Consider the following 23,283-nt stretch of genomic DNA (forward strand, 5'->3'; position numbering starts at 1 on the left):
CCCCCCGCCCCGCCACCGCCCACCGTCCCCGTCCCGCCCCCCTTGCCGGCACCACCCGCGGCGCCACCGGTCCTGCCCCTGCCACCCGGCGTCGTCTTCCCGCCACCCCCACCCCTGCCACCCCCCGGCGGGCTCGCACCCGTACCCGGCGTCCTCCCTCCGGTCGCGGCTCCGGGTACGGGCGTGGAGGCACCGGGGGCTGCAGCGGGCGTCGGGGCGGGGGCCGGGGCCGGGGCTCCCGGGGCGGCTGCGGGCGGAGGTGCGGGTGCGGGTACGGCAGCCGGGGCTGGGGCGGCTGCGGGCGCGGGCGCGGGTGCGGGCACGGCTGCGGGGGCCGGGGCAGGAGCGGGCGCCGCCGGGACGGGAACGGCCGCCGGGGCGGGAGGCGCCGCAGCAGGTGCGGGGGCCGGGGCAGGCACTGGGGCAGCTGGAGTCGGTGCCGGAGCAGGTGCCGGTGCGGGTGCGGGTGCGGGCGCGGGCGCTGGGGCAGGGGTTGCGGCAGCGGGAGGAGGTGCCGCGGCCGGTGCAGGCGCCGCGGCTGGAGCGGGTGCCGCGGCTGGAGCGGGTGCCGCAGCGGGAACTGGTGCCGGTGCGGGCGGTGCGGGCGGTGCGGGCGGTGCCGCGGCGGGCGCGGGGGCCGGAGGGGGTGGCGCTGCTGGCGCCGGTGCCGGTGTCGGTGGTGCGGCTGGCGCCGGAGCGGCTGGGGTCGCGGCGGGCGCGGCAGCCGCAGCGGGAGCGGCGACGGCCGGTGGCGGAGGCGCCACCGGAGGCGGGGCCGCCGGGGCGGGAACAGGTGCCGGGGCCGGAGCAGGTGCTGCCGCCGGGGCGGGAACGGGCGCCACGGCCGGCGAGGGCGGGGCCACCGGCGGCGAGGGTGCCGGCGGTGGGGCCACCGGAGGCGAAGCGATCGGAGGCGAAACAGCCGGAGGCCGGTCGACGGGCGGCCGGCAGACAGGAGGCCAGGCGGCCGGCGGTCAGGGCGCCACCGGTCGAACGACCTCAGGTGGGACGACCTCAGGTGGGACGATCACCGGCCGGACGACCACCGGTCAGGGAACCACCGGCGAGGCGGCCGTACCGGGCCGGCCGCCGGGGCGGAACTCCCGTACCCCTCCCAGGCAACCGCACAACCCGTCCATCATGTCCCGCTTCGTCCGGCCTGGCGGCGGTCCGACCGGACTCGGCCTGCTGGCCGTGCTGTTCCTGATGCTGATCCCCGCCGCCCTGGCCGCCGCCCTCCTCGGCTCCCGGCGCATCAGCCCTTGACCGGCGGCAGAGTGAGCCCCTGACCCCCGGCCCGCCAAGCCCCCGAATCCCCCCAACCCCCGACTCCCCCCCAATCCCTGACCCTCTCAAACCCCTCACTCCCTCCAACCCCTGACTCCCCCCCCGCGAAACACCGACAGGAGACCGAGTCGATGATCGAGATCTTCGCCGTCGTGCTGGGGATCGCCGTGGTCGCCGCAGGCATCGTGGTGATCCGGCATCACTACTGGCCCCCCGCCCCGGACGCGGAACCCCGCGAGGACGTCGCCGAGTACATCTCCATGATGGTCGGCGTGCTCTACGCGCTGGTGCTGGGGCTGTCGATGGTGTCCGTGTGGGAGTCCCGGTCGGGCGCCGAGGGCCATGTGCAGGCGGAGGCGAGCGCCGCTCACCAGATCCGCCTGCTGGCCGCCGGACTCCCGGCCCCGCAGGCCGAACAGACGCGCGATGCCGTCGACGTGTACGTGCACACCGTCGTGTCCGCCGAGTGGCCCGCCATGACGAGCGGGCAGCCGCCGGGCCGGCGCGGCTGGGACCTGCTGAACGACCTCCGGGCCGCGAGCCAGGTGCCGGTCGACGCCACCCCCGCCCAGCAGGCCACGCTCCAGGAGTCCCTGGCCCAGCTCAGCACCCTGGACGACGCGCGGCGCGGCCGGGAGGCCGATGTGGGCAACAGCCTGTCGCCGGTGCTGTGGTTCGGGCTGATCGTCGGCGGTGTGCTGACCGTCGCCTTCATGTTCATGTTCGGGGTGCGCAGGAGCCTGACCCATGTGGTGATGGTGATGGGGCTGACGGGTCTCATCACGTTCACCGTGCTGCTGGTCTACCAGCTCAACCACCCCTTCAACGGCATGTTCGCCGTCGACTCCACCCCCTTCTCCCGCTACTTCCCCGGCGCCTGACCACGAGCCCGGCCGTCAGCCGGCCCGCCGGCCCCGGCCGTGCCGGCGCGGTGCCCGCCGCCCCGCCGCCTCCGTGGTCAGCCGGCCGGCGATCCGCCGTCCGTCCGGCCAGCGCACGTCGTACGCCCAGCCCCACCGCTCGAACCGGGCGATGAGCCAGGCCGTGAGGTCCGGCTGGCCCGCCAGGGCGCCGTGCCGGGCGCTGCCGGGGTCGGCGTGGTGGAGGTTGTGCCAGCCCTCGCCGAAGGTCAGCAGCGCCACCCACGGCACGTCCCGGGACTGGTCGCGGGTGCGGTAGTGCCGGGCACCGAAGGCGTGCGCGACGGAGTTGACCGACCAGGTGACATGGTGGACGACGGCGTACCGGACGAGACTCGCCCAGAAGAACGTGACCAGCGCGCAGTGCCAGTCGTGGGAGACCGCGAGGACCGCAGCGGGCGGCAGGCCGAGGGAGACGGCGGCGGTCACCGGATAACAGCGGTCCAGGCGGCGCACGTCCGGATCGGCCAGCAGATCGGGTGCGTAGCGCGGGTAGTGGGAGCGCACGGGTGAGGAGGAGAACCAGCCGACCTGGGCGTGCCACAGCCCCCTGGCGAGCGCCCGCCGGGTGGTGCCGTACGCCCACGGCGAGTGCGGGTCGCCCTCCCGGTCGGCGTACTGGTGGTGGCGGCGGTGTTCGGCCACCCACATGGTCACCGGGCCCTCCAGGGCGAGGCCGCCCGCCACACCGAGGGCGACCCGCAGCGGCCGCTTCGCCCGGAACGACAGATGGGTGAAGTGCCGGTGGTAGCCGGCGGTGACGCCCATGATGGACAGCGCGTACATCCCGGCGCCGAGGACCACGTCGTACCAGCGCGGCCCCCACCCGGCGGCCAGGGCCGCCGGCAGCGCCAGCGCCAGGACGGCGAGGGGGCCCACCACGAGGGTCAGCAGGTAACCGGTGCGCAGCGGCCGGCCGACCGGGACGGTGTCGGGAAGCGGGGACCGCAGGTTCCCCGGGCGTTCGGCGGACGTGGTCACGACGTGCCCTCCGCCAGATGGGGGACCGGTGCCGTCGGGGGAGTGCAGGGGGTCATGTGCGGCGATTATGCGGCAGTCGTACGACCTCACGGCCCAGGCTCGGCGGGCCGCCCGCAACCGTGCGCGACCTCTACCTGGATGGATGAAGGTGCGGGCCCGCTCGCCCTGGCCGACGATGGGGGCGGGGCCGCGCCCGCGGACGCGGCCCCGCCCCTGTCCCCACGTCGTCGAGCCGAGGGAGCGTCGGATGCGAGCGGAGGGCACCGCACCCGGACGGCCCGTGCCGGACCGTCAGGACGTCCAGGAACTGCTGCGCCGGTGCGCGCGGGAGGTGGTGGACGTCGCCGAGGGCATCCGCGCGGTGTCCGCGCGCACCAGTACCACCCTGTTCTCCCCGGACCTGGCCGCCTCCGCGCGCCGGCGTCCCCGCACCGGCCTCCCCGCCCGCTGGGCGCTGCTGCGCGCCCTCACCAACAAGCAGGGCCTGGGCGGTGCGGCGATCACGGTCCCGAAGGGCGTGGGCCACGTGCTGGGCGCGGCCGGGGAGGTGCTGGGCCGGGAGAGCCTGGCGGCGCTGGTGGCCGTCGGCTCGCTGCGGCTGCGGATCGCCGCCGTACTCATCGACCACCCCGAGTTCGAGCGCGATCCGGGCATGCGCCGGCTGACGGAGGCCGTCACCGCCGACCGGGACCTGGAGTCGGTGCGGGCCCTGAGGGCGCTGTTCCGGGACCAGGGAGCCCAGCGGGCCCTGTCCGGACTGGCCCCGCTGATGGCCGAACTCCTCGCGATCCGCGCCCTGCTGGACGAGGACCCGCAGAACGACGAGACCGGCTGGGCGCTGGCCGCCGGCCGTGCGCTGTCGGCCGACCCGCTGCACGGCGTCAGCGCCGCCCGGCTCGCGCACCTGGACAAGGGTGAGGGCGCCGCCGAGGCCGTCGAACTGACCGACCAGGAGAGGCAGGTCATCGCGCCGGAGGGCTCCTTCCTCGGTTTCCTGCGCAACATCGAGATGCTCTCCACCGACGGGCGGATCCTCGTGCAGAACGTGCGCGGTCCGGACGGTGTCGTCCGTTACGTCGTCCAGGCGCCCGGCATGGCACCGGGCCGCCCCCGCAACGACTCCCCGCAGGACTTCGTCGGCGCCTGGCGCAACCTGTTCCTGACGGACTCGCCGTACACCCGTTCGATCCTCCTCGCCCTGGACGACTACGGCATCCCGCGCGGCGCCGACCTCGCCCTGATCGGGCACAGCGAGGGCGGGATCGCCCTGATGAACCTCGCCCAGGACGAGGAGTTCTGCCGCACCTACCGGGTCACCCACGTCGTCGCCGTCGGGTCCCCGGTCGACAGCAAGAGACCCGCCGACCCGCGCACCTGGGTCGCCAGCATCACCAACCAGCACGACATCGTGCCCGTCCTCGACGGCCGCGGCGCGGGCTCCCCGTTCGACCCGCACCCCGCTTGGTACGAGGTCGACTACATCGGGCCCGGTCACGAATTCCCGCTCTGCCACATGATCCACGAGTACATCGAGCACCTCAGGACCGTGATCCCCGAGGCCCGCGAGCGCGTCGACGAGGCGCTCGCCCCCTACCGGGGCCCCGTCGTGCGCACCCAGGCCTACCAGCTCAAGGACCGCGCCAATCCGCCCGAGGGCTACCCCTTCCTCACTGTGCCCACCGCCTCCGTGCCCACCGCGGCCGGCCCGGTCGACGTGCCCGTGCGCTACTACGACTCCTCCGCCGCCCACCTGTGCTTCCCCGTCGACGCCGATACGGCCCGGAGCCTGCTGCCCGACGTCACCTGGCTGGCACCGAGCCGGCTGGGCAGGCGCGCCATGGCGGTGCTGTCGGTGTACGAGCACCGCTGCACCACGATCGGCCCGTACACCGAGATCGTCCTCTCCGTGCTGGTGGACGACCTGTGGCGGCCCGGCCCCTACGACGTCGCTCTGGACCTGCTGCGCCGCGTCGACCTGCGCCGCACCGGTCGCTACGTCCTCTCCCTCGCCGTGACCAGCGAGGAGGCCCGGGTCGTCGCCCAGGAGATCTGGGGCCAGCCCGTGCTGCGGGTGACCGCCGAGGCCGACCTGATGGGCCGGGAGATCCGCGCCGGCTCCCCGGACCTGGGCATCACCGTCGCAGGCCGCCTCGGCCGGGGCGTGCCCTGCCCCGAGGCCGACTGGATCCTCTACGGCCGCCGGGGCGGGAGCACGGTGCGTACCCTGGTCCGGGCTCACGGCAGGCTCCGCCTGCACCGCGGCGGCGGAATCGGGCTGCGGCTGGACACCGCGGCGGCCGAGCCCTTCGCCGGGCAGCTGCGCCGGCTCGGGATCGACACCGCCCGGCCGCTCTTCGTCCTGACCTGCCCCCAGTTCATGCTGCACCGCAGCGCCGGTGCCCTTCTGCCGCGCTGACATCCCGCACAGCCCGCCGACCGGGAGTAACCATGGTGACCGAGTCCCCAGGAGTGACGTCGTACGACACCCGGCTCCTCGACCGCGCCGGTACGCTGCGGTCGGACGCCGGGCTGATGGAGGAGTACGCGCGACGGCTGCGCGCCACCGCCGCCACGCTCGGCGACTGCCCGGCGGCACCGGACTGGAGCCGCCCGACCCTGGAACAGCACGCCGCCGCCTGCACCACGGCGGCGGCACAACTGCGCGCCGCCGCCGAGGCGTTGCTCGCGCACGCCCGAGCCGGAGACTGAACCGGACCCGGCGGCCCCACCGGGCGGCCCCACCGGGCGGCCCCGGCCGGCTCAGCGGGCCGGGATATCGGCAGCGCTCCGGCCGAGCGACACGAGGTAACGCGTCCTGTCCTCCGGCAGGTTGCGGTGCACCAGGTCGGAGAGGCTGCGCGTCTCCCGGACGATCCGCAGGCCCTCGGGGGAGAAGGTGCCGGGAGTGAACAGGCGGGGCGCCAGTAGCGGGTTGTTCAGCGCCTCGGAGAACGCGTCGACGGAGATGACGCGTTCGAGCAGCCGGCCGAAGACGGCACCGGGCTCCGGCTCCTCGGCGAACAGCCCGACGTACAGGTCGATCGCGTCGAGGTCGCCGTACATGTCGAGCAGCGCCTCCTGGATCCGCGGGTCGCCGGAGATCTGCCGCGGGTCGGTGACCCGGGGGAAGCCGTAGTAGGCGCGGTAGTCGTTGTACGAGGCCAGGCGCAGGTCGCGGCCCACTGCGACGGCGTGCGCCTCCAGCGGCAGCAGCAGCGCGTCCGTGTTGAACAGGCCGACCCGGCCCGCGGGTTGCCGGGACAGGTCCTCGAACAGCGGGCCGAGACCCCGGTCCAGGACCAGCTGCCCGTTGGCGACGGTCCGCTCCAGCGGCACCTCACGGCCGCCGAGACCGTACGTGGACGGGACGAGGCTGTGCCAGCGGTAGACCAGGCTGAACTCGATCGTCGCCCAGTTCTCGCGGTGCCAGACCCCGCGGTCGGTGCGGACGGGATCGAGGACGAACGCGAAGTGGTACGGCGTGATGTGGTTGATGTACTCCTCCAGCATCACCCGGATCATCATCACGATCAGGGTGTTGCGGGTGGTCTGGAAGACGCGCTCGTCGTCCCAGTCCGGATGCGCGTCGGCGATGATGCCGGCGACCCGGTTGTGCTCGCGCAGGAAGAGGACGTTCATCGCCATCGGCCCGATGTGCGCGTGCGCGCGTTCCCCGCCCCACGCGAACAGCGTGTCCACGTACGTCTCGGGCACTTCCTCGAACCGGACCGGTCTGATCGCCCGGAACTCGTCCGTGATCCGGCCGCCCTCGCACAGGGCGGGCGGGAACTCGGCCCCGCCGATGATCCGGCTCTTCATCCGGCCGCCCTCGAAGGTGCGCAGGCAGGCGGTGACCTCCTCCCGGTCGCCGTACAGCTGGGACATGTCCAGGGTGTGCGGCGAGTCGGTGCGGCGCGGGTCGCCGGTGGCGGCGTGGCCGCGCAGGAAGCCGTCGGTGAACCACTGCGCGAACGCGGGCAGCAACGCGGTGGACCGGGTGCAGTAGCGGCCCTCGCCCTCCCGCCGGAACAGCTCGGCGACCTTCTCCGGCGCGGGCAGGCCCTTGCGCACGGCGGCCACGGGCGGCAGGTGCCGGCCGACCCAGGAGCGATCGGTCAGGGAATCCCAGGAGGTGTACGGGGCCTTGGTGCTCAGCGGGTTGGGACGCGGCGGCGCCTTGAGCACCGCCAGGTCGATGAGGGTGGAGTTGAGCCTGCGGTGCAGCCACCTGCTGCGCTGGGCGGCCCGCCAGACCGCGCCGAAACGGGTCAGCAGACGCGTCTCGAAGCGGTTGCGCAGGCCGTCCCGGGACCTGTCCCTGACCCAGGTCCACGGCACCTTCCTGGCCCGGGCTGAGCGAGACGTGACGGTCATGGGCAGTCCTCCGGTCGGTCGCGGGCCGCATCCCGTGTGCAGTTCCCGGTGTCGGTCCCGGTGTGCGGATCCTGTCTCGGTCCCGGTGTGCGGGCCGCGGGCCAGGTCCGTGTGCGGGCCCCGGTGTCGCGTCCCGGCGTCAGGCCGTGGGCACCGCGGTGCGCCCGGACCGCACCGGGTAGTGCTGCGGGAACGGGGTGCCCGCGTAGTCCAGGGCGCCTTCACCGCCGGGCAGTGGGCGGACGCCGGGGCGCAGCAGCACACGCCGCACCAGTTCCGGCACGATCACTTGCGCCGCGTAGCGGCCGACGCAGTCATGGGCGCCGTGACCGAGGACCAGGTTGTGCGCGGGCGGGCGCCCGGGCCGGAACTCGGCGGGCGCGTCCACGACCTCCTCGTCGAACATCGCCGAAGCGAAGCAGGCCAGCACCACGCTCTTGGCCGGGATCACCGTCCGCCGCGGCGTGCCCGCGGCCAGCACGTGCTCGCGTACGCACAGCCGGGGTGTGACCGGCACGAACGGGTGGAAGCGCAGCGCCTCCCAGACGTAGGCGTCGAAGCGCGCCGGGTCGCCCGCGCCCGCCGCCCGCTCCGCCTCGGCCAGCACCCCGGGACGCACGGCGAGTTCCTTCAGCGCGGTGGCCGTGCACTGGGTGGCGTTCTGCTGATAACCCGTCAGATAACCGACCAGGTTGGCGTTGATCCGCTCGTCGTCGAAACCGTACTCGGCGGGCAGCCGGGTGCGCAGCATCCGGCCGAGGACGTCGTCGGGGCCGTCCCCGGGGCCCCCGGCTCGGCGGCGCGCGATCAAGTCGGCCACAGCGCCGCGCAGTTCACGTCCGGCGGCCACACCGGCCGCGTGGACCTCCGGGTCGCGGCCGGGATTCACGGCGAACGCCCACTGCATCCGGAGGGTGCAGGAGTGCAGCGTCCCCTCCTCGATGCCGGCGAAGCCCAGATAGGCGGCGGCGACGCGGGCGGCGGCCACGCGGGCGTAGTCCTGTACGAGGTCGAAGGTGTCCGCGTCACCGGCGGTCGCCTCGTCCAGTACCTCCTCGGCGATCCGCGCGGTCAGCTCCCGCACCCGCGGCGCGTCCTCGGCGGCGAGCATCAGCTGCCCGTACCCACGCTCGCGCCAGTGCACGTCACCGCCGTCCCGGGCGAGGACGAACGGTGCCCCGAGCACATCCTCCAGCGCCGGCCCGAAGACCCCCACGGTGAACGTCCCCGGCGCCGACAGCACCTCCAGGACATCGGGGTGCCGGGTGACGAACACCCCGACGGGTGTGCCGAACACCGGCCGGTGCGCGCGCAGCTCGGCGAAGAGGGCCGCCCGGTCGGTCGCCATGGCCTCCCGCAGCAGGGCCACCCGCTGCGGGACGTCGTCCTCCGCGATCGCGTCGTACGTGGCGAGAAAGTCCATGACGGCCATTCAGCCACCGGCCGGCGGCCACCGCACCCCGGACCGGCATTCGGGGCAGCGCGGGCGTGCGCGCCGGCGCCACCCCCGTCGTGATCGCCCCAGGGACCGTACGGCGGAGAGGAGCGCACGATGCCGCCGGCGTGGGCCGGGGCCCTGGTGCCCGTCTTCAGCGACACGACCGTGAGCGGCACCGGCCACCTGGCGCAGCCGCCCGGCACCGGCTGCCTCCTCGCCGCCAACCCCCCGCCTTCTTCGACCCGGTGCTCCTCATCGGCACCCCGCGCCGGCTCGGCCTGCGCCCCGCCGTACCGGCCACCGCCGGACTGTGGCGGGTGCCCCTGCTGGGCCCGGCCCTCACCCGGGAGGGTTACGTGGCGGTGCACAGGGGCAGCCGCCGTGCCCCGGACGCCCTGCGGCACGCCGCCGACGCGCCCACCGCGGGTCACGGCGTGCTTGATCCACCCCGAGGGCGGCCTGCCGCGCCACCGCGCCTCCCACGACCGCCCGCCCGGACGGCTGAAGTCCGGTGTCGTCAGGCTCGCCCTGTCCACCGGCGCCCCCGTCATCCCCGTCGGGCACGCGGGCGCCCGCCGCGTCTCCTGCGGTGGCCGCGCCGAACAGCTCGCGGGCTGGGCGACCGCCCCGTGCGCCGTCCCCGTGTCCACGTGTACACCGGCTTTCCCGTCCGCCTGGACACCTCCGACCGCCCCCTGGACGACCTCAGGACCGCGCTCGCCCGCGCCTGGGCCGGCGCGGTCCGCACCCTGGACGGCGGCCCCGGCGCGGACGGCACGCCCGAGGGGGACCGCACACCCGACGGCGAGGACACACCCGGCGGGGACGGCCAGTTGCCCGCCCGGTGGCACTGACCGCCGGGCGGTACCGGCGTCCGGGCGGCACCGGTCTGCGGCGACCCGTACCGGCGTCCACCGGCTCGGCCCGATTCGCGCATCCGGGTGATAGCGGCCCCCGTCCTGGGCCGATCGAGTTGCCGCGGCCCGCAGCAGCCCCTCGCGGCACGGATAATCACGCCCCATGCAGCAGGTGAGAGCAGGCGTACGACGGGCCCCGGTCGCCGTCACCGGACTGGGTCTCGTCACCCCGGCGGGCATCGGCAAGGACGCGGCCTGGACGGGCCTGTGCGCCGGGCAGTCCACCGCCGCGGCCGACCCCGGACTGGACGGACTGCCCGTGGCCTTCTCCTGCCGGGTGCCCGGCCTGGACACGGCCGGCCTGCTCGGGCACCGGCTCGCCCGCCGGCTCGACCGGTTCACCGCGTTCGCGCTGCTCGCCGCCCGCGAGGCCGTCACCGACGCCCGGCTCACCCCCGCCGGCTGGGACGGGCCCCGCGTGGGCGTGGTGATGGGCGTCGGCACCGGGTCCATGCAGGGCTGGCAGGCCGAGTTCGACCGGCTCGCCGACCACACCCCCCAGCGCGTCTCCCCGCTCGCACTGCCCCGCAGCGTGCCCAACATGGCCGCCGCCGAGATCGCCCTGGACCTCGGCGCGCTCGGCCCCAACATGGTCGTCAGCACCGCCTGCGCGTCCGGCACCAGCGCGATCGGCCTTGCCCGGGACTGGCTGCTGTCCGGCCGGTGCGACCTCGTCCTCGCCGGTGGCAGCGAGTCCGCCCGGCTGCGGATGACCGCAGCCTGCTTCGCCCAGATGCGCGCCCTCTCGCGCCGTACCGCCGCCCCGCACGCCGCCTCCCGCCCCTTCGACCGCGACCGTGACGGCTTCGTCCTCGGCGAGGGCGCCGCCGTCCTCGTCCTGGAACGCACCGAGGACGCCCGCACCCGGGGCGTACGGCCCACGGCGCTGCTCGCCGGGTTCGGAGCCTCCTGCGACGCCCACCACTTCACCGCCCCGCACCCCGAGGGCGACGGCGCCGCCCGCGCCGTGAGCGGCGCCCTCGCCGACGCCGGGCTGGCCCCCGAGGACATCGACCACGTCAACGCGCACGGCACCGCCACCCCGCAGGGCGACGCCGCCGAGCACAACGCGCTGCACCGGGTCTTCCACCGGCCTCCGCCCGTCACCGCCCTGAAGGGCACCATCGGGCACGCCATCGGCGGGGCCGGGGCCATCGAGGCGGCCTGCACCGTCCTCACCCTGCGCCACCAGTTGATCCCGCCCACCGCCAACCTGGACACCCTCGACCCGTCGATGGACCTGGACGTCGTCACCAAGGTGCCCCGGCCGCACCGCATACGAGCCGCCGTCAGCAACTCCTTCGGCTTCGGCGGCCAGAACGCCGTCCTCGCCTTCACCGCCGTCGACTAGGCGCCCCCGGCCGGGGAGAGGCAGCCATGGCCTCGGAGATCTCCGGCTCCCCCCTGCCGGCGGCCGGCGGCCGGTCCGGCCCACCGGCGGACAGCCGATGATCGGCGTCTGCCCGCTTCCGTGTCGGCGCCGGGGCCGTCCGTCCCGACCGCTCCCACGACTCCCGCGCCAGCCCGTGCCGGTCGGCGGAGCCGCCCGCTTCCGTACCGGCGCCGGGAGCCGTCCGTCCGTTCCGGCCGCTCCGGTGCCGGGCCGTGCCGTCCGGCGGGGCGGACTGCCCGTAGCGGCAACGTGCAGCCGCTCCCCGTCCCGGCCGCACCCCCGTCCCTGCCGGTTAGGGGGCCCACTCGTGGCGACCGCTTCTCGTGGCCCCCGAGTCGGTCCGCGGTCAGTGGCAGCGGGAGGCCGTCGGGGTGTCGTGGCGGTGCCAGACGCTGGTGATCACGCGGCCGTCCGGGAGGGTGTGCCGGGGCGGCCCCTCGTCCGGGACGAAACCGGCGCGGGCCAGGGCGCGGCGGCTCGCGGTGTTGCCGGTCTCCGCGCCGGCCCGGACCGTGGCCAGACCGACATGGCGGTGGGCCAGTTCGGCGCCCGCGCGGAACAGCTCCGCACCCAGGCCCTGGCCGCGGCAGCCCGGCGCCAGCCAGCCGCCCATCTCGCCCGCCCGGTGCTCCAGTTCGAGGCCACCGGCGTAACTGAGGTCGGACCTGCGCACGCACACCAGCAGAAGGGGGTCGTCCGGGCCGGATGCGTACGGCTCGGCCAGGACGCGGGGGATCCGGCGGCCGTCGTCCCCGGCAGGCCGCCATGCCAGCAGGTTCCGGCGGGTGCCGGGGCCGGGCACCACCTCGTCCGCCTGGGTGCCGAGCCACCGCTGTGCCTCGGCGTCCGCGCTCGCGGCGAGTGCCGCCACGACGTCCAGCCGGGTCCGGGGCGTGAACAGCAGCAGCCGCTCGGTGGCCAGGACGTGGCGGCCGGGCGCGCACCGCCCCGGCACGGGCAGTGCGCGGGTGGCGGGGCCCCGGCGGAACAGCGACCAGACCATGGAACCCCCGGCGCGACGGCACACACGGCGGACCCGGACCCCGTACGGGACACGTGCCGCCGCCGGTGCGGACGATCCGCACCGGCCGTGAATCTAGCGGGTCGGGGGACGGATGCCGTGCCGGCGCCGGTGTGGAGCGGGGCGTGGTTCAGCCGGACTGTTCCTTTGAGCCGGGCCTCGGGCCGGTGCGGGTCCAGGACGGGTCGGCGGCCGGGGCGGGGGTGGAGGTGGGTGCGGTGTGGCGCATGGGGGGCTCCTTCGGACGAGTGGGGGACGGTCCGGGGGCGTGTCCGCGGGGTGTGGGGGTCAGGCGCGGCCGGACGGCAGTTCCGCCCAGACGACGCGGGCGCGCCGGCCGGGGACGGCCGTCACTCCCCAGTCGTGGCTCAGCGTGCCGACCAGGAGCAGGCCGCGCCCGTGCGGGTCGTCGGGACCGGGACGGCGGACCGCCGGCAGGGCCGGGCCGCCGTTGGCCTGGTCCTCGACCTCGATCCGCACCCGGTCCGCCGCGGCGGCCAGCCGGCAGCCGATCCAGTCACCCGCCGCGTGCACGAGGGCGTTCGTGACGAGCTCGGAGACCACCAGGACCACGTCGTCCCGGGCGGCCTCCGGCACGCTCCAGGCGGTGAGCAGGTCCCGTACGACATGGCGGGCGGTGCCCACGGACGCCGGCAGGGCGGGCAGATCGAAGGCGGCGGTGCCGCGGCGGACCGCTGCCGGCGGATCGCAGGCGGCGGTGGCGGCGAGGGGTGCCCCGGAGGCGAGCCGGTCGGGGCCGTCGGGCCCGGGGAGTCGACCGGGGCGCTCGCCTCCGGGGCCGGGGAGGCCGGCCGGGGCGGGCAGCCGGCACAGGGACTGCTCGCCGTCCGGTGGCCGGCGCAGGGGTGCCTCGGTGTCCGCCGCACGGTGTTCGGGCGGCGGCCCGGACAGGAGCAACGGCGCCTGCTGCCAGGGAGGTCGGGCCGGTCCCCGGTCGTCGGGCGGTCGGGGGAGGGTGGGCGGAGCCATCGCCGTGCGCCTTTCGTGGCCTCGCTTGTCGGGGGTTGTCACCGTCGGCCCGGCCACGGAGCTGCGAGCGGCACACCGACTCCGTGGAGACCGTGGTGCGGCCCGTCTCCCCCAAGCCGGCCGCGCCGCCCGCTCCTTGGTCGACCGGAGCGGTGGGCCCACTCTGGCACCTGCCAACAACACCCCGCAACCAGCAAGTTGAAATTTGCAAGTAGCCACGTGCATGCTGCATCCGCCAGAACGTGATCGAATGGGCTGGGAAACCGATCGCGTACGAACGTGACCCGGGCACCGGACGAGGGGGTGGGCGTGACCGCGGAGACCGACTGGGGCGGCGCCCCTTCCGTGTTGCGCATGATCCTCGGCAGACAGCTGGAGGAACTGCGCACCCGGGCCGGACTCGGCTACGCCGAGGCGGGAGCGGCGATCGGGGTCAGCCACTCCACGATCCGCCGCATGGAGGCCGCGAAGGTCGCCCGGCTGCGGCTGGCGGACGCCGAGAAACTCCTCCAGGTCTACGGCGTCACCGACCAGGAGGAGATCGACACCTTCCTCCAGTCCGTGCGCGAGGCCAACAAGCGCGGCTGGTGGCACACCTACCGCGACGTCATGCCCGACTGGTTCGCCGCCTACCTCAGCCTGGAACAGGCGGCCCTGCAGATCCGCGTGTACGAGAACCAGTTCGTGCACGGCCTGCTCCAGACCGAGGACTACGCGCGCGCCCTGCTCACCGCGGCCACCCCGCACGCGTCCGCCGAGGCCACCGAACGCCGGGTCGCGCTGCGCATGCGCCGCCAGGAGCTGCTGGCCCGGCCGGCACCGCCGCGGCTGTGGGTGGTGATGGACGAGACCGTGCTGCGCTGGCCGGTCGGCGGCCCCGAGGTGATGCGCGCGCAGATCGACCACCTCATCGAGGTCAGCCGGCTGCCCCAGGTCACCGTGCAGCTCATGCCGTTCCGCAACGGCCCCCATCCCGCCCTGCGGGCCGGCGCCTTCCACCTGTTCCGCTTCCGGGCCCGCGAACTGCCCGACATCGCCTACCTCAGCGGACTCGTCGGGGCGGTCTACCTCGACAAGTCCGAGGACGTCGTGGTGTACCGGGAGGCCCTGGACCGGCTGAGCGCGCAGGCCGCGCCCGCGCGGAAGACCGAGGCCCTGCTCGGCGCGTTGCGTGAGGAGCTGTGATCCGGCCCGTGACGCGATTCCCCGCCCCTCGCAGACCCACCGATCGAATGGGAGACACGGCGTTGCCCGACAACGGATGGCCGGCCGACCGCATCGACACCGAGAACGCCCACTCCGCCCGGATCTACGACTACATACTCGGCGGCAAGGACTACTACCCCGCCGACCGGGAGGCCGGTGACGCGATGTCCCGGGAGTGGCCCGCGCTCCCGGTGCACATGCGCGCCAACCGCGACTTCATGACCCGTGCCGTGCGCTGGCTCGCCGAGGAGGCGGGCGTGCGCCAGTTCCTGGACATCGGCACCGGCATCCCCACCTCGCCCAACCTGCACGAGATCGCCCAGGCCGTGGCCCCCGCGTCCCGGGTCGTGTACGCCGACAACGACCCGATCGTCCTCACCCTCTCCCAGGGCCTGCTCGCGAGCGCCCCGGAGGGCCGGACCTCGTACATCGAGGGCGACTTCCGTGACCCGTCCGCCATCCTGGACGCTCCCGAGCTGCGCGGGACCCTGGATCTGGGCCGGCCCGTCGCGCTCACGGTCATCGCGATCGTCCACTTCATGCTGGACGAGGACGACGCGGTCGGTGTCGTCCGCCGGCTGCTGGAACCGCTGCCGTCCGGCAGCTATCTGGCGATGTCCATCGGCACCGCCGACTTCGCGCCCGAGGAGGTGGGCCGCGTCGCCCGCGAGTACGCGGCCCGCAACATGCCGATGCGGCTGCGCACCCTGGACGAGGCCCACGCGTTCTTCGAGGGCCTGGAACTGGTCGAGCCGGGCATCGTCCAGGTGCACAAGTGGCACCCCGACGGCACCGGTGAGAAGGGCATCCGGGACGAGGACATCGCGATGTACGGCGCGGTCGCCCGCAAGCCGTGACAGACCCGGGGCCGGGGTCCGACCCACCTCCCGGACCCCGGCCCCGACCCGCCCGTACGACGGGCCGGGCGGGCGCCCGGGCGACACCGTGAGCCCCCCCCGCACGCCACCCGTGACACCCAGCGCGCGCAGGCACCGCCGCCGCGCCGGCACCGCGGCGCCGGCCGACCGCGGCGCGGTCGTGGCCCGGCGCGCCGGTGACCCGCGGGAGACGGCCGGAACCGATTCGCCGGGCGGTGGAACCGGACCGCGGAAAACGAGGTCTTACGTTCCGTCGACGGCCGGGATCGGGCCGGTCGCGAAGAAACCGGGGGAAAGAGACACATGTCCATCCGCAGCCGTAAGACCCTGCTCACCGCCGCGGCGCTCACCGCGGGCCTCACCCTGGCCGCGGTGACGCCCGCCCTCGCGGGGGCGGGCGCGAGCCACACCACCCGTGCCGCCGCCGTGTCCTCCGCCCAGGGCGACCCGCGCAACGCCACCCAGCACGTGGCCGACTTCTACGGCGCCTACATCGACGCCGTCTGGGCCACCGACGACCCCACCGCCGCCGCGAGCGCCAAGGCCCTGCGCGGGTTCCACCTCTCCGCCGCCGCCAAGAAGGCGGTCGCCGCCTACGAGAAGAAGGAACACGCCGACGGCATCCTCTTCGCGCAGAACGTGCCCGTGAAGTGGAAGGTGGCCTACACCGGTTCCGGCGCGGGCCACGCCACCAGCCGGGTCACGCTCACGTGGAGCGACGGGGCGCACCCCACGGTCAGCCGGATCGACGTCCAGTCGGACCTGAAGACCCTGAAGATCACCCGTCTGAAGCCGGTCGGCTGACCGGCGGCACCGGGCGTGCGGCCCCGCCCCGCCCCCTTCGGGGCGGGCCCCACGCCCGCCGCACCGGTCAGCCGCGACCGTGCGGGAAGAAGGACCGCGGCAGCGGCATGCCGCGAGCGGCCATGATCTGCCGGACCCGGTCCGGGTAGTCGGTGATGATCCCGTCGGCCCCCAGGTCCATCAGCGCCTCCACCGTCGCCGGGTCGTCGCAGGTCCACGGAACCACCTTCAGCCCGCGGGCGTGCGCCTCCGTGACCATCGCCGCGTCGGAGTAGAACCGGAATCGGGGGTCCCCGACCTTCCCGGTCTGCGGGAAGCCGTAGTCGGGGGAGAGGGGCGTGACGCCGGGAAGCGTCGCCGCCGCCCGGACGAAGTCCCCGCCGTAGTCGTCCGCGTCGATCCCGCCCAGCCACGGGGACGCGCCCGGCTTGCCGACCTCCAGGAAATCGTGATCGGTCAGCGCCTCCGACGGCCACTTCGGCGCCAGCCGGTGCATCACCCTCAGCGCGCCCCAGTCGAATGACTGGATGGCGACCTGCCGCCCGAGGCCCGAGCGGTGGATCTCCTCGTACACGCGGCGGACGAACACCCCGCGCGGCGCGGTCTGTTCGGGCGCACCCGCCTTCACCTTGGTCTCGATCCACGACCCTCAGGTCCCGGCTCACCTGGGTGTCCAGCTCCAGCGTGGACACCCCGAGCCGCATCGCCTTGCCGAAGCCCTCCAGGGACTCCTCGGTCGTCAGGCCGAGGCCACCGCGGTGGCCTGGAGGTCGAAGCGCGCCGCCGGCGGGCCGCCCGGCACGGTGCGCGCGGCCACCGGTGACAGCAGCGCCGGCACCAGGGCCAGACCGGCGAGCAGATGCCGTACCGGCAGGCGCCGTACGGGCGGGAGTCGTAAGGGCATCGGGAACCTCGCTGCGGTCGGGACGCGTACACGGTGTCGCCGTCGGGCACGGGGGCCGGAGCGCGCGCCGCAGATTCTCGCGACACCGTGGCGGGGCGGGCCACCCGCCGGGAGGGACATCGGCGCAAGGGGAGCCGGACGCGGGCCCTCAGCCCTGCCGGGCCGGGCCGCCGCCGTGGCCGTGGTGCTGGTGGCGTTCGGCGCGGGTGCGGTGCAGGGCGATGAGCGCGGCGTCGTCACCGAGGCGCCCCCCGGCGTGGGCGAGCAGATCGCGCCGCAGATGATGCATCAGTGCCTCGGGGCTGTCGTCGGTCCAGCGCGCGACCCGGTCGGCGAGAGGATAGAACCGGCCGCGTTCGTCCCGCGCCTCCACCACCCCGTCGGTGTACAGCAGCAGGGTGTCGCCCGGCTCGAAGGAGAAGACGTCCAGCGTGTGCTCGTCACCGGCGTGCACTCCGAGCGGCGGCGACGGGTGCAGGCTCGGGACCGTGACGACGTGACCGGGGCTCAGCAGCAGCGGCGGCGGGTGGCCGCAGCTGGTCATCCGGGTCACCGGGTCCCGGTCCGGGATCTCCACGAGCAGCGCGGTGGCGAACCGTTCGCCGGCCTCCTCCGGGGGGTCCAGCTCGGCCGCGTAGCGGGTGACGCTCTGGTCCAGGGCGCCGGCCAGCTCGGCCAGCGGGAGGTGCCGGTGGGCGCTCTCCCGGAAGGCGCCGAGCAGCAGGGCCGCCTCCCCGATGGCGGACAGTCCCTTGCCACGGACGTCACCGATCAGGACGCGGACCGCACCGCCGGACCGGGTCGCCGCGTACAGGTCTCCGCCGATCTGTGCCTCGTCCTCCGCGGCCAGGTACAGCGACGCGATCCGCAGCGGGCCGATCTGCTCGGGCAGCGGCCACATCAGGACGTGCTGCGCGGCCTCGGCGACCGTACGGACCTGGGCCAGCTGGGCCTGGCGGCGCTCGCGCAGGGCGCTGTACAGAACGGTCAGCACCACGAGGACCGTGAGGGTGATGATCTGCACGACGTGGTTCGTGGTGCCGAGCCCGCCGTGGGTGACACCGATGACGATCTGGGCGGCCACCGCGAGCGCCCCGACGCCGGCGGTGGTCCGGGGCCCGGCGAAGGAAGGGGTGAGCGCGGGCGCGATCACCAGCGCCGGCCCGAGGTGGACGTCGTCGGGGGCCCGCATGTCCACCACCATGATCACCACGATGAGCACGACCGGAAGCAGCAGCAGCGCGTGGGCCGACTGCCACGGTCGCCGCGGACCCGCGCGCCCGAGCCGGGATGCCATGCCTACCAGCGTGCTCCCGGGCCGGTCGGGCGGCCACTCGCCGCGGGTCGAGCGGGCCGGGCGGACACCGGCCGCCCCTTGCCGGGGCAGCCCTCGCCGCCGTGACCCCGGCGCTCGTGGCGGAGGGCTGAACCTTCCGGTGCCGCCGTGTCGGTGGCGGTACGCCGGGTACCCGTACGAGCCCTGGAGCCGATCAGGCCGGCCCGGGGCGAGAGGCGCCGAATGGAGAGGTCATGACGCACAACGGGGAGGAAGCCGTGCCCGCCCGGCGACCGGAGGCCTCCGGGCTCCGCCTGGCCACGGACGGACCGGATCAGCAGGGCGGGCCCGCCCCCGAGCCGGCGGACCTGCCGCACGACCGCAGCCAGGCGATCCTGGAGGCCGCCAAACAGATCGGCGCCCTCTTCAAACGGGCGGGCCACCCCTTCGCGCTGGCCGGGAGCGTGGCCGTCTACGCCCACGGCGGCAGCCGCTATCTCCAGCACGACGCCGACTTCTGCGTGCTGCCCGACGACGCCGACGCGGTGGCCGCCACCATCCGCGAGGCCGGCCTCGCCGTGCTCACCCCGCCCGAGGACTGGCTGCTGAAGACGACCTGTCACGGGCAGAACGTCGACATCATCTTCTCGCTGGCCCACCGGCCCGTCACCCGGGAGATGCTCGACCGGGCCCATGTGCTGCCGGTCGACTCGGTGCTCATGCCCGTGCTGTCCCCGACCGACCTGATCCGCAGTCTGATCAGCGCCTTCTCGGAGCACTACTGCGACTTCGGGTCGGTCCTGCCGGTGGCCCGCGCCGTCCGCGAGAAGGTCGACTGGGACGACGTCCGCGCGGCCTGCGGCGACCAGCCCATGGCCGCCGCGTTCCTCTTCCTCCTCGAACGGCTGAACGTGATCGACGCCCAGGAGGGGCAGTCATGACCGAGACCAGCCCGCCCCCGCCGACGGCCGGGAACCTGGACTACCGTGTCGCCCACCTCGCCGAACACCTGGCCTCCGGAAACCTCGGGGAACTCGGCGTCCGGCTCGAGATGCGCGGCGACGCCGTCCTGCTGACCGGCACCGTGCCGTCCACCCAGTGCCGGGACGAGATCCTCCGGCTGGCCCGCGAGGAACTGGCGGGGCACCCGGTCCACTGCGACCTGCTCGTCGCGGGTACCACCTCACCCGACCACGGAGAGGACCTGACATGATCCGCGTCGCGGCCGTCGGGGACATCCACATGGGTCCCGAGAGCCAGGGCACCCTGCGCCCCTCCTTCGAGACGCTGCCCGAGTGCGCCGACGTCCTGCTGCTCGCCGGCGACCTCACCCGGCACGGCACACCGGAGGAGGCCGCCGTCGTCGCACGGGAGATCAAGGACCTCGGGGTGCCGGTCGTCGCCGTACTCGGCAACCACGACCACCACGACGAGCGCCCCGAAGAGGTCACCGCGATCCTGCGGGACGCGGGCGCGCACGTCCTGGAGGGGCAGGCCGCCGTCGTCGAGGCCGACGGCGCGCGGATCGGGATCGCCGGGACCAAGGGCTTCGGCGGCGGCTTCGTCGGACGCTGCGCCGGGGAGTTCGGCGAACCCCTCATGAAGGAGTTCGTGCGCTACACCCGCCGGTGCGCCGACGGTCTGCACGGCGCCCTGAAGGACCTGGAGCAGCGGGACTGCGACGTGCGCATCGCGCTGACCCACTTCTCGCCCGTACCGGACACCCTCGCCGGGGAACCGCTGGAGATCTATCCGTTCCTCGGCAGTTACCTGCTCGCGGAGGCCATCGACACCGGCGGCGCCGACCTCGCCGTGCACGGCCACGCCCACGCCGGCACCGAACACGGGATGACCAGCGGCGGCGTCCGCGTGCGCAATGTGGCCCAGCCGGTCATCGGGCAGGCCTTCCACGTGTACCACCTGCCCGGGCGGCAGGAATGAGGCGGGCCCCGCACCCGGACGGCCGGCCGGTGTGACGCGGGCCGGCCGCTCGGGCCGCGGTGCCCGGAAACTCCCGGCCGGTCACGGCGCAGTCCCGAGCCGTCGGCGCCACCGGCACCGGTTCGCCGCGGCGGCGCGCCAGCAGGTTCGCGCCGACCGAACCAGCGCCGCTGACGGACGGGACGGACGGCTCCTCGTCACCGCCGCCGGCCTTTACCCGGTCCGCACCTCGATCAGCCCACTGGCGGTGTCACTCCCGCTCCCGCGTGGGCTTCCTCGCAGAGCCGCAGGGCGCCCGGCACCCCGCAGCGTCCGGCGGCCGACGGCGCCCCACGCCCGTCGTGTCAGCGGTTGACCGTCCGCATCCCCGCCTCGTCGTACCGCTCGCCCGCCGCCCGCGGCAGCTCGGCGTCGATGCGGGACAGGTCCTCCTTCGTCAGTTCGATGCCGGCCGCGGCGGCGTTCTGCTCCAGGTAGGTGCGCCGCTTGGTGCCCGGGATCGGCACCAGGTTCTCGCCCTGGGCCAGCACCCAGGCGATGGCCAGCTGCGCCGGGGTCACGTCCTTCTCCGCGGCGATCTCCTTCACCTTCGCCGCCAGCCGCAGGTTCGCCTCCAGATTGGCGTCCGTGAAGCGCGGGTTGGTGCGGCGGAAGTCGTTCTCGTCCAGCTCCTCCGGCGAGGAGAAGCGGCCCGCGAGGAAGCCGCGGCCCAGCGGCGAGTACGGCACGAAGCCGATGCCCAGCTCCCGGCAGACCGGCAGCACCTCGGCCTCCACGTCCCGCGACCACAGGGAGTACTCGCTCTGCACCGCGGTCACCGGATGCACGGCGTGGGCGCGCCGAATGGTCTCCGCGCTCGCCTCGCTCAGCCCGATGTAGCGCACCTTGCCCTCGGCGACCAGCTCGCCCAGTGCGCCGACCGTCTCCTCGATGGGGACGTTCGGGTCGACCCGGTGCTGGTAGTACAGGTCGATGTGATCGGTGCCGAGCCGCTGGAGCGAGCCGTGGACCGAGCTGCGGACGTGCTCGGCCGAGCCGTCCTGCCGGCCGACCGTGCTCATGTCGCCGGGGACGGCGTCGTCCATCCGGTAATTGAACTTCGTGGCGATCACGTATTCGTCGCGACGCCCCCTGACCGCCTCGCCGACGAGTGACTCGTTGGTGAGCGGACCGTACACCTGCGCGGTGTCGAGGAAGTCGACACCGAGGTCGAGGGCGCGCCGGATGGTCGCGATCCCCTCCTCCCGGTCGGCGGAGCCGTAGAAGGCGGACATCCCCATGCACCCGAGCCCGATGGCCGATACCTGGAGGTTTCCTAGCCTGCGCTGCTGCATGGGAGATCCCTTCCTGCACACTCGATCGTCATTTCCGCACCGCACGTGGGCCTTCCTCCATCTAGCGACGGATTCCGGCACCTGGCATCCCGTGCGGGACACCGGGGCCGGACGGCCTCTTGCGCGCCTGCTGTCCGCGACGCTACGAGCTGGAGCGCGCTCGAAGTCAAGCCCGCTCCGTGCCGCACCACGGAGCGAGCCGCACAGGTCGTTCCGCGTGACCATCGGCAGGTCCCGCGGGCAAGGACGGTGCGGACGGCCGGGACGGTCAGACCCGTCCCGTCCGCCACACCCGCCGGCCACCCCCGGACGGCCCCGACGCCCAGCAGTCGCTCGTGTGTCCGTGCCGGACTACGGATCAAGCCGCACGGGCAGCTCGAACAGGTCGTTCTGCGTGACCACCGGCTTGTGGCGCAGTTGTGTGGCGGGCACCGCCAGTTCCAGGCCGGGGAAGCGGGCGTACAGGGCCGGCAGGGCGACCCCCGCCTCCAGGCGGGACAGCGCGGCGCCCGGGCACACGTGCGGGCCGTGCCCGAAGGAGAGGTGACGGGCCGACGGCTCACGGGTGATGTCGAACTCCCCGGCGGTCGGGCCGTGCGCCCGCTCGTCGCGGCCGATCGCGCCGTACGACACGATGAGCGCGTCCCCGGCCGGGATCACCCGGTCACCGACCGGCACGTCCTCGGTCGCGAACCGGATCAGGACGTGGGAGGTGGGGGTCGCGTAGCGCAGGGTCTCCTCGATCACCGCCGGCCAGTCGGCCCCGCCGGACAGCACCAGGGCGCGCTGCTCCGGGTGGGTGGACAGGCCGACGACGGCGTTGACGATCAGCGAGATCGTCGTCTCGTGGCCCGCCGCGACCATCAGCTGGAGCGTGGAGACGATCTCCTCGTCGGTGAGGCGGTCGCCGTCCTGAGAGGCCAGGATCAGTGCGCTGGTCAGGTCGTCGCCCGGCTCGGCCCGCTTCGCCGCCACCGTCTCCGCCATGATCCCCGCCAGCTCGGTGAGGGTCGCCACGACCTCCTGGGGCGGGGTCTGGGTGGAGAAGAACTTCTCGAACAGCACCTTCAGCCGGGGCAGCCGCGCCTCGTCGATGCCCATGAGGTCGGCGATGACGTACATGGGCAGCGGGTAGGCGAACGCCGCCTTGAGGTCGACGGTCGAGCCGTCCGTGGGCAGCGCGTCCAGCAGGTCCTGGGTCAGCTTCTCGATCCGCCCGCGCATCCGCTCCACCCGGCGCGGGGTGAGCGCCTGCGCGACCAGGGTGCGCAGCCGGCGGTGGTCGGCGCCGTCCACCGTGAGCATGGAACGCCCCGGGTTGGCCAGCCCGATCAGCGGCCAGTCCGCGGGGATCTCACCCCGCTGCCAGGCACCCCACACGTTGATGTCCTTCACCAGCCGCGGGTCGGTGAGCAGTGCCTTCGCCTCGGCGTGGCGGGTGACGGCCCACACCGGGACGCCGCCGGGCAGTTCGACGGCGGCGAGGGGGCCGGCCGCGCGCAGCGCCGCGCTCTCGGCGTCCAGGTCGGTGACGAAGGGGTCCAGGGCGATACGGGGTGCTTCGGTACCGGTCGTCATCGTGACGTGCCTTCCAGGGCGGGGTCGGGGTACTGCGCCTG

20 protein-coding genes and 1 pseudogene are annotated in these 23,283 nt (G+C 74.6%); 12 read left to right on the forward strand and 9 right to left on the reverse strand.

Annotated features, from left to right (window positions below; translation table 11 throughout):
• Nucleotides 1-1,140 precede the first annotated feature (1,140 nt).
• A complete protein-coding gene (locus ACGFT1_RS16790; RefSeq protein ID WP_356822753.1) occupies nt 1,141-1,266 on the forward strand; it encodes a hypothetical protein in 126 nt (41 codons plus the stop codon).
• A 152-nt stretch (nt 1,267-1,418) separates the two neighbouring features.
• Nucleotides 1,419-2,168, forward strand: coding sequence for a hypothetical protein (locus ACGFT1_RS16795; RefSeq protein ID WP_373909723.1), 750 nt, complete (start codon nt 1,419-1,421; stop codon nt 2,166-2,168).
• 15 nt (nt 2,169-2,183) lie between these two features.
• Here ACGFT1_RS16795 and ACGFT1_RS16800 read toward each other — a convergent pair whose 3' ends face one another.
• Entirely contained in the window at nt 2,184-3,188 is a 1,005-nt protein-coding gene (locus tag ACGFT1_RS16800) for an acyl-CoA desaturase (RefSeq protein WP_373909724.1), read from the reverse strand.
• Nucleotides 3,189-3,435: 247 nt separating this feature from the next.
• Here ACGFT1_RS16800 and ACGFT1_RS16805 point away from each other — a divergent pair, with 247 nt between their 5' ends.
• Both ACGFT1_RS16805 and ACGFT1_RS16810 read left to right on the forward strand, forming a co-directional pair.
• On the forward strand, nt 3,436-5,604 hold the full coding sequence (locus ACGFT1_RS16805; protein ID WP_373909725.1) for an acetoacetate decarboxylase family protein: 2,169 nt from the start codon (nt 3,436-3,438) through the stop codon (nt 5,602-5,604).
• Between the two features lie 32 nt (nt 5,605-5,636).
• Nucleotides 5,637-5,897, forward strand: a complete 261-nt coding sequence (locus ACGFT1_RS16810; protein ID WP_373909726.1) for a hypothetical protein — start codon at nt 5,637-5,639, stop codon at nt 5,895-5,897.
• A gap of 51 nt (nt 5,898-5,948) precedes the next feature.
• Here ACGFT1_RS16810 and ACGFT1_RS16815 read toward each other — a convergent pair whose 3' ends face one another.
• Together ACGFT1_RS16815 and ACGFT1_RS16820 are read right to left on the reverse strand one after the other, a co-directional pair.
• Complete coding sequence (locus tag ACGFT1_RS16815; RefSeq protein WP_373909727.1) at nt 5,949-7,562, reverse strand: peroxidase family protein; 1,614 nt, start codon at nt 7,560-7,562, stop codon at nt 5,949-5,951.
• A 139-nt stretch (nt 7,563-7,701) separates the two neighbouring features.
• Nucleotides 7,702-8,985 carry a cytochrome P450 gene (locus ACGFT1_RS16820; protein ID WP_373909728.1) on the reverse strand — a complete coding sequence of 428 codons (1,284 nt, stop codon included), beginning with the start codon at nt 8,983-8,985 and terminating at the stop codon, nt 7,702-7,704.
• Nucleotides 8,986-9,629: 644 nt separating this feature from the next.
• On the opposite strand from ACGFT1_RS16820, the gene ACGFT1_RS16825 reads away from it, so the two are divergent.
• Entirely contained in the window at nt 9,630-9,854 is a 225-nt protein-coding gene (locus tag ACGFT1_RS16825) for a hypothetical protein (protein ID WP_373909729.1), read from the forward strand.
• A gap of 166 nt (nt 9,855-10,020) precedes the next feature.
• On the forward strand, nt 10,021-11,268 hold the full coding sequence (locus ACGFT1_RS16830; protein WP_373909730.1) for a beta-ketoacyl synthase: 1,248 nt from the start codon (nt 10,021-10,023) through the stop codon (nt 11,266-11,268).
• Between the two features lie 388 nt (nt 11,269-11,656).
• Here the strand turns inward: ACGFT1_RS16830 and ACGFT1_RS16835 are convergent, their stop codons facing one another.
• On the reverse strand, nt 11,657-12,313 hold the full coding sequence (locus tag ACGFT1_RS16835) for a GNAT family N-acetyltransferase (protein WP_373909731.1): 657 nt from the start codon (nt 12,311-12,313) through the stop codon (nt 11,657-11,659).
• Nucleotides 12,314-12,619: 306 nt separating this feature from the next.
• Nucleotides 12,620-13,321, reverse strand: coding sequence for an ATP-binding protein (locus ACGFT1_RS16840; protein ID WP_373909732.1), 702 nt, complete (start codon nt 13,319-13,321; stop codon nt 12,620-12,622).
• Between the two features lie 309 nt (nt 13,322-13,630).
• Here ACGFT1_RS16840 and ACGFT1_RS16845 point away from each other — a divergent pair, with 309 nt between their 5' ends.
• The 3 genes from ACGFT1_RS16845 to ACGFT1_RS16855 all read left to right on the forward strand — a co-directional run bounded on the left by ACGFT1_RS16845 (nt 13,631) and on the right by ACGFT1_RS16855 (nt 16,209).
• Nucleotides 13,631-14,506, forward strand: coding sequence for a helix-turn-helix domain-containing protein (locus ACGFT1_RS16845; RefSeq protein WP_373909733.1), 876 nt, complete (start codon nt 13,631-13,633; stop codon nt 14,504-14,506).
• Nucleotides 14,507-14,568: 62 nt separating this feature from the next.
• Entirely contained in the window at nt 14,569-15,384 is an 816-nt protein-coding gene (locus ACGFT1_RS16850) for an SAM-dependent methyltransferase (RefSeq protein WP_373909734.1), read from the forward strand.
• A gap of 324 nt (nt 15,385-15,708) precedes the next feature.
• Complete coding sequence (locus ACGFT1_RS16855) at nt 15,709-16,209, forward strand: hypothetical protein (RefSeq protein WP_373909735.1); 501 nt, start codon at nt 15,709-15,711, stop codon at nt 16,207-16,209.
• Between the two features lie 67 nt (nt 16,210-16,276).
• Here the strand turns inward: ACGFT1_RS16855 and ACGFT1_RS16860 are convergent.
• Nucleotides 16,277-17,083: pseudogene (locus ACGFT1_RS16860) on the reverse strand (glycerophosphodiester phosphodiesterase family protein).
• 178 nt (nt 17,084-17,261) lie between these two features.
• Nucleotides 17,262-18,410: a PP2C family protein-serine/threonine phosphatase gene (locus ACGFT1_RS16865; protein WP_373909736.1), complete on the reverse strand. Its 1,149-nt coding sequence runs from the start codon at nt 18,408-18,410 to the stop codon at nt 17,262-17,264.
• A gap of 233 nt (nt 18,411-18,643) precedes the next feature.
• Between ACGFT1_RS16865 and ACGFT1_RS16870 the strand changes: the two genes are divergently transcribed.
• The 3 genes from ACGFT1_RS16870 to ACGFT1_RS16880 are packed head-to-tail and all read left to right on the forward strand — an operon-like array spanning nt 18,644 to nt 20,330.
• The gene (locus ACGFT1_RS16870; RefSeq protein ID WP_373909737.1) at nt 18,644-19,330 is read left to right on the forward strand and encodes a hypothetical protein; all 687 of its coding nucleotides are present in this window, start codon (nt 18,644-18,646) and stop codon (nt 19,328-19,330) included.
• Entirely contained in the window at nt 19,327-19,602 is a 276-nt protein-coding gene (locus ACGFT1_RS16875; RefSeq protein ID WP_373909738.1) for a BON domain-containing protein, read from the forward strand. Before ACGFT1_RS16870 ends, ACGFT1_RS16875 begins: the two co-directional genes overlap by 4 nt.
• A complete protein-coding gene (locus ACGFT1_RS16880; RefSeq protein WP_373909739.1) occupies nt 19,599-20,330 on the forward strand; it encodes a metallophosphoesterase in 732 nt (243 codons plus the stop codon). The genes ACGFT1_RS16875 and ACGFT1_RS16880 overlap by 4 nt, the downstream gene beginning before the upstream one ends.
• Nucleotides 20,331-20,674: 344 nt before the next feature.
• On the opposite strand, the gene ACGFT1_RS16885 is transcribed toward ACGFT1_RS16880, so the two are convergent.
• On the reverse strand, nt 20,675-21,664 hold the full coding sequence (locus tag ACGFT1_RS16885) for an aldo/keto reductase (RefSeq protein WP_373909740.1): 990 nt from the start codon (nt 21,662-21,664) through the stop codon (nt 20,675-20,677).
• Nucleotides 21,665-22,015: 351 nt separating this feature from the next.
• Complete coding sequence (locus ACGFT1_RS16890) at nt 22,016-23,242, reverse strand: cytochrome P450 (protein WP_373909741.1); 1,227 nt, start codon at nt 23,240-23,242, stop codon at nt 22,016-22,018.
• Nucleotides 23,243-23,283 lie beyond the last annotated feature (41 nt).

Source organism: Streptomyces sp. Y20 (genome assembly GCF_043195475.1).
Lineage (GTDB): Bacteria > Actinomycetota > Actinomycetes > Streptomycetales > Streptomycetaceae > Streptomyces.

What these genes read in the sequence shown, in the direction of transcription:
- ACGFT1_RS16835 (WP_373909731.1), bottom strand. Translation starts at nt 12,313, where the DNA reads ATGGTCTGGTCGCTGTTCCGCCGGGGCCCCGCCACCCGCGCACTGCCC.
- ACGFT1_RS16810 (WP_373909726.1), top strand. Translation starts at nt 5,637, where the DNA reads ATGGTGACCGAGTCCCCAGGAGTGACGTCGTACGACACCCGGCTCCTC.
- ACGFT1_RS16795 (WP_373909723.1), top strand. Translation starts at nt 1,419, where the DNA reads ATGATCGAGATCTTCGCCGTCGTGCTGGGGATCGCCGTGGTCGCCGCA.
- ACGFT1_RS16865 (WP_373909736.1), bottom strand. Translation starts at nt 18,410, where the DNA reads ATGGCATCCCGGCTCGGGCGCGCGGGTCCGCGGCGACCGTGGCAGTCG.
- ACGFT1_RS16830 (WP_373909730.1), top strand. Translation starts at nt 10,021, where the DNA reads ATGCAGCAGGTGAGAGCAGGCGTACGACGGGCCCCGGTCGCCGTCACC.
- ACGFT1_RS16870 (WP_373909737.1), top strand. Translation starts at nt 18,644, where the DNA reads ATGACGCACAACGGGGAGGAAGCCGTGCCCGCCCGGCGACCGGAGGCC.
- ACGFT1_RS16890 (WP_373909741.1), bottom strand. Translation starts at nt 23,242, where the DNA reads ATGACGACCGGTACCGAAGCACCCCGTATCGCCCTGGACCCCTTCGTC.
- ACGFT1_RS16790 (WP_356822753.1), top strand. Translation starts at nt 1,141, where the DNA reads ATGTCCCGCTTCGTCCGGCCTGGCGGCGGTCCGACCGGACTCGGCCTG.
- ACGFT1_RS16875 (WP_373909738.1), top strand. Translation starts at nt 19,327, where the DNA reads ATGACCGAGACCAGCCCGCCCCCGCCGACGGCCGGGAACCTGGACTAC.
- ACGFT1_RS16815 (WP_373909727.1), bottom strand. Translation starts at nt 7,562, where the DNA reads ATGACCGTCACGTCTCGCTCAGCCCGGGCCAGGAAGGTGCCGTGGACC.
- ACGFT1_RS16885 (WP_373909740.1), bottom strand. Translation starts at nt 21,664, where the DNA reads ATGCAGCAGCGCAGGCTAGGAAACCTCCAGGTATCGGCCATCGGGCTC.
- ACGFT1_RS16805 (WP_373909725.1), top strand. Translation starts at nt 3,436, where the DNA reads ATGCGAGCGGAGGGCACCGCACCCGGACGGCCCGTGCCGGACCGTCAG.
- ACGFT1_RS16820 (WP_373909728.1), bottom strand. Translation starts at nt 8,985, where the DNA reads ATGGACTTTCTCGCCACGTACGACGCGATCGCGGAGGACGACGTCCCG.
- ACGFT1_RS16855 (WP_373909735.1), top strand. Translation starts at nt 15,709, where the DNA reads ATGTCCATCCGCAGCCGTAAGACCCTGCTCACCGCCGCGGCGCTCACC.
- ACGFT1_RS16840 (WP_373909732.1), bottom strand. Translation starts at nt 13,321, where the DNA reads ATGGCTCCGCCCACCCTCCCCCGACCGCCCGACGACCGGGGACCGGCC.
- ACGFT1_RS16880 (WP_373909739.1), top strand. Translation starts at nt 19,599, where the DNA reads ATGATCCGCGTCGCGGCCGTCGGGGACATCCACATGGGTCCCGAGAGC.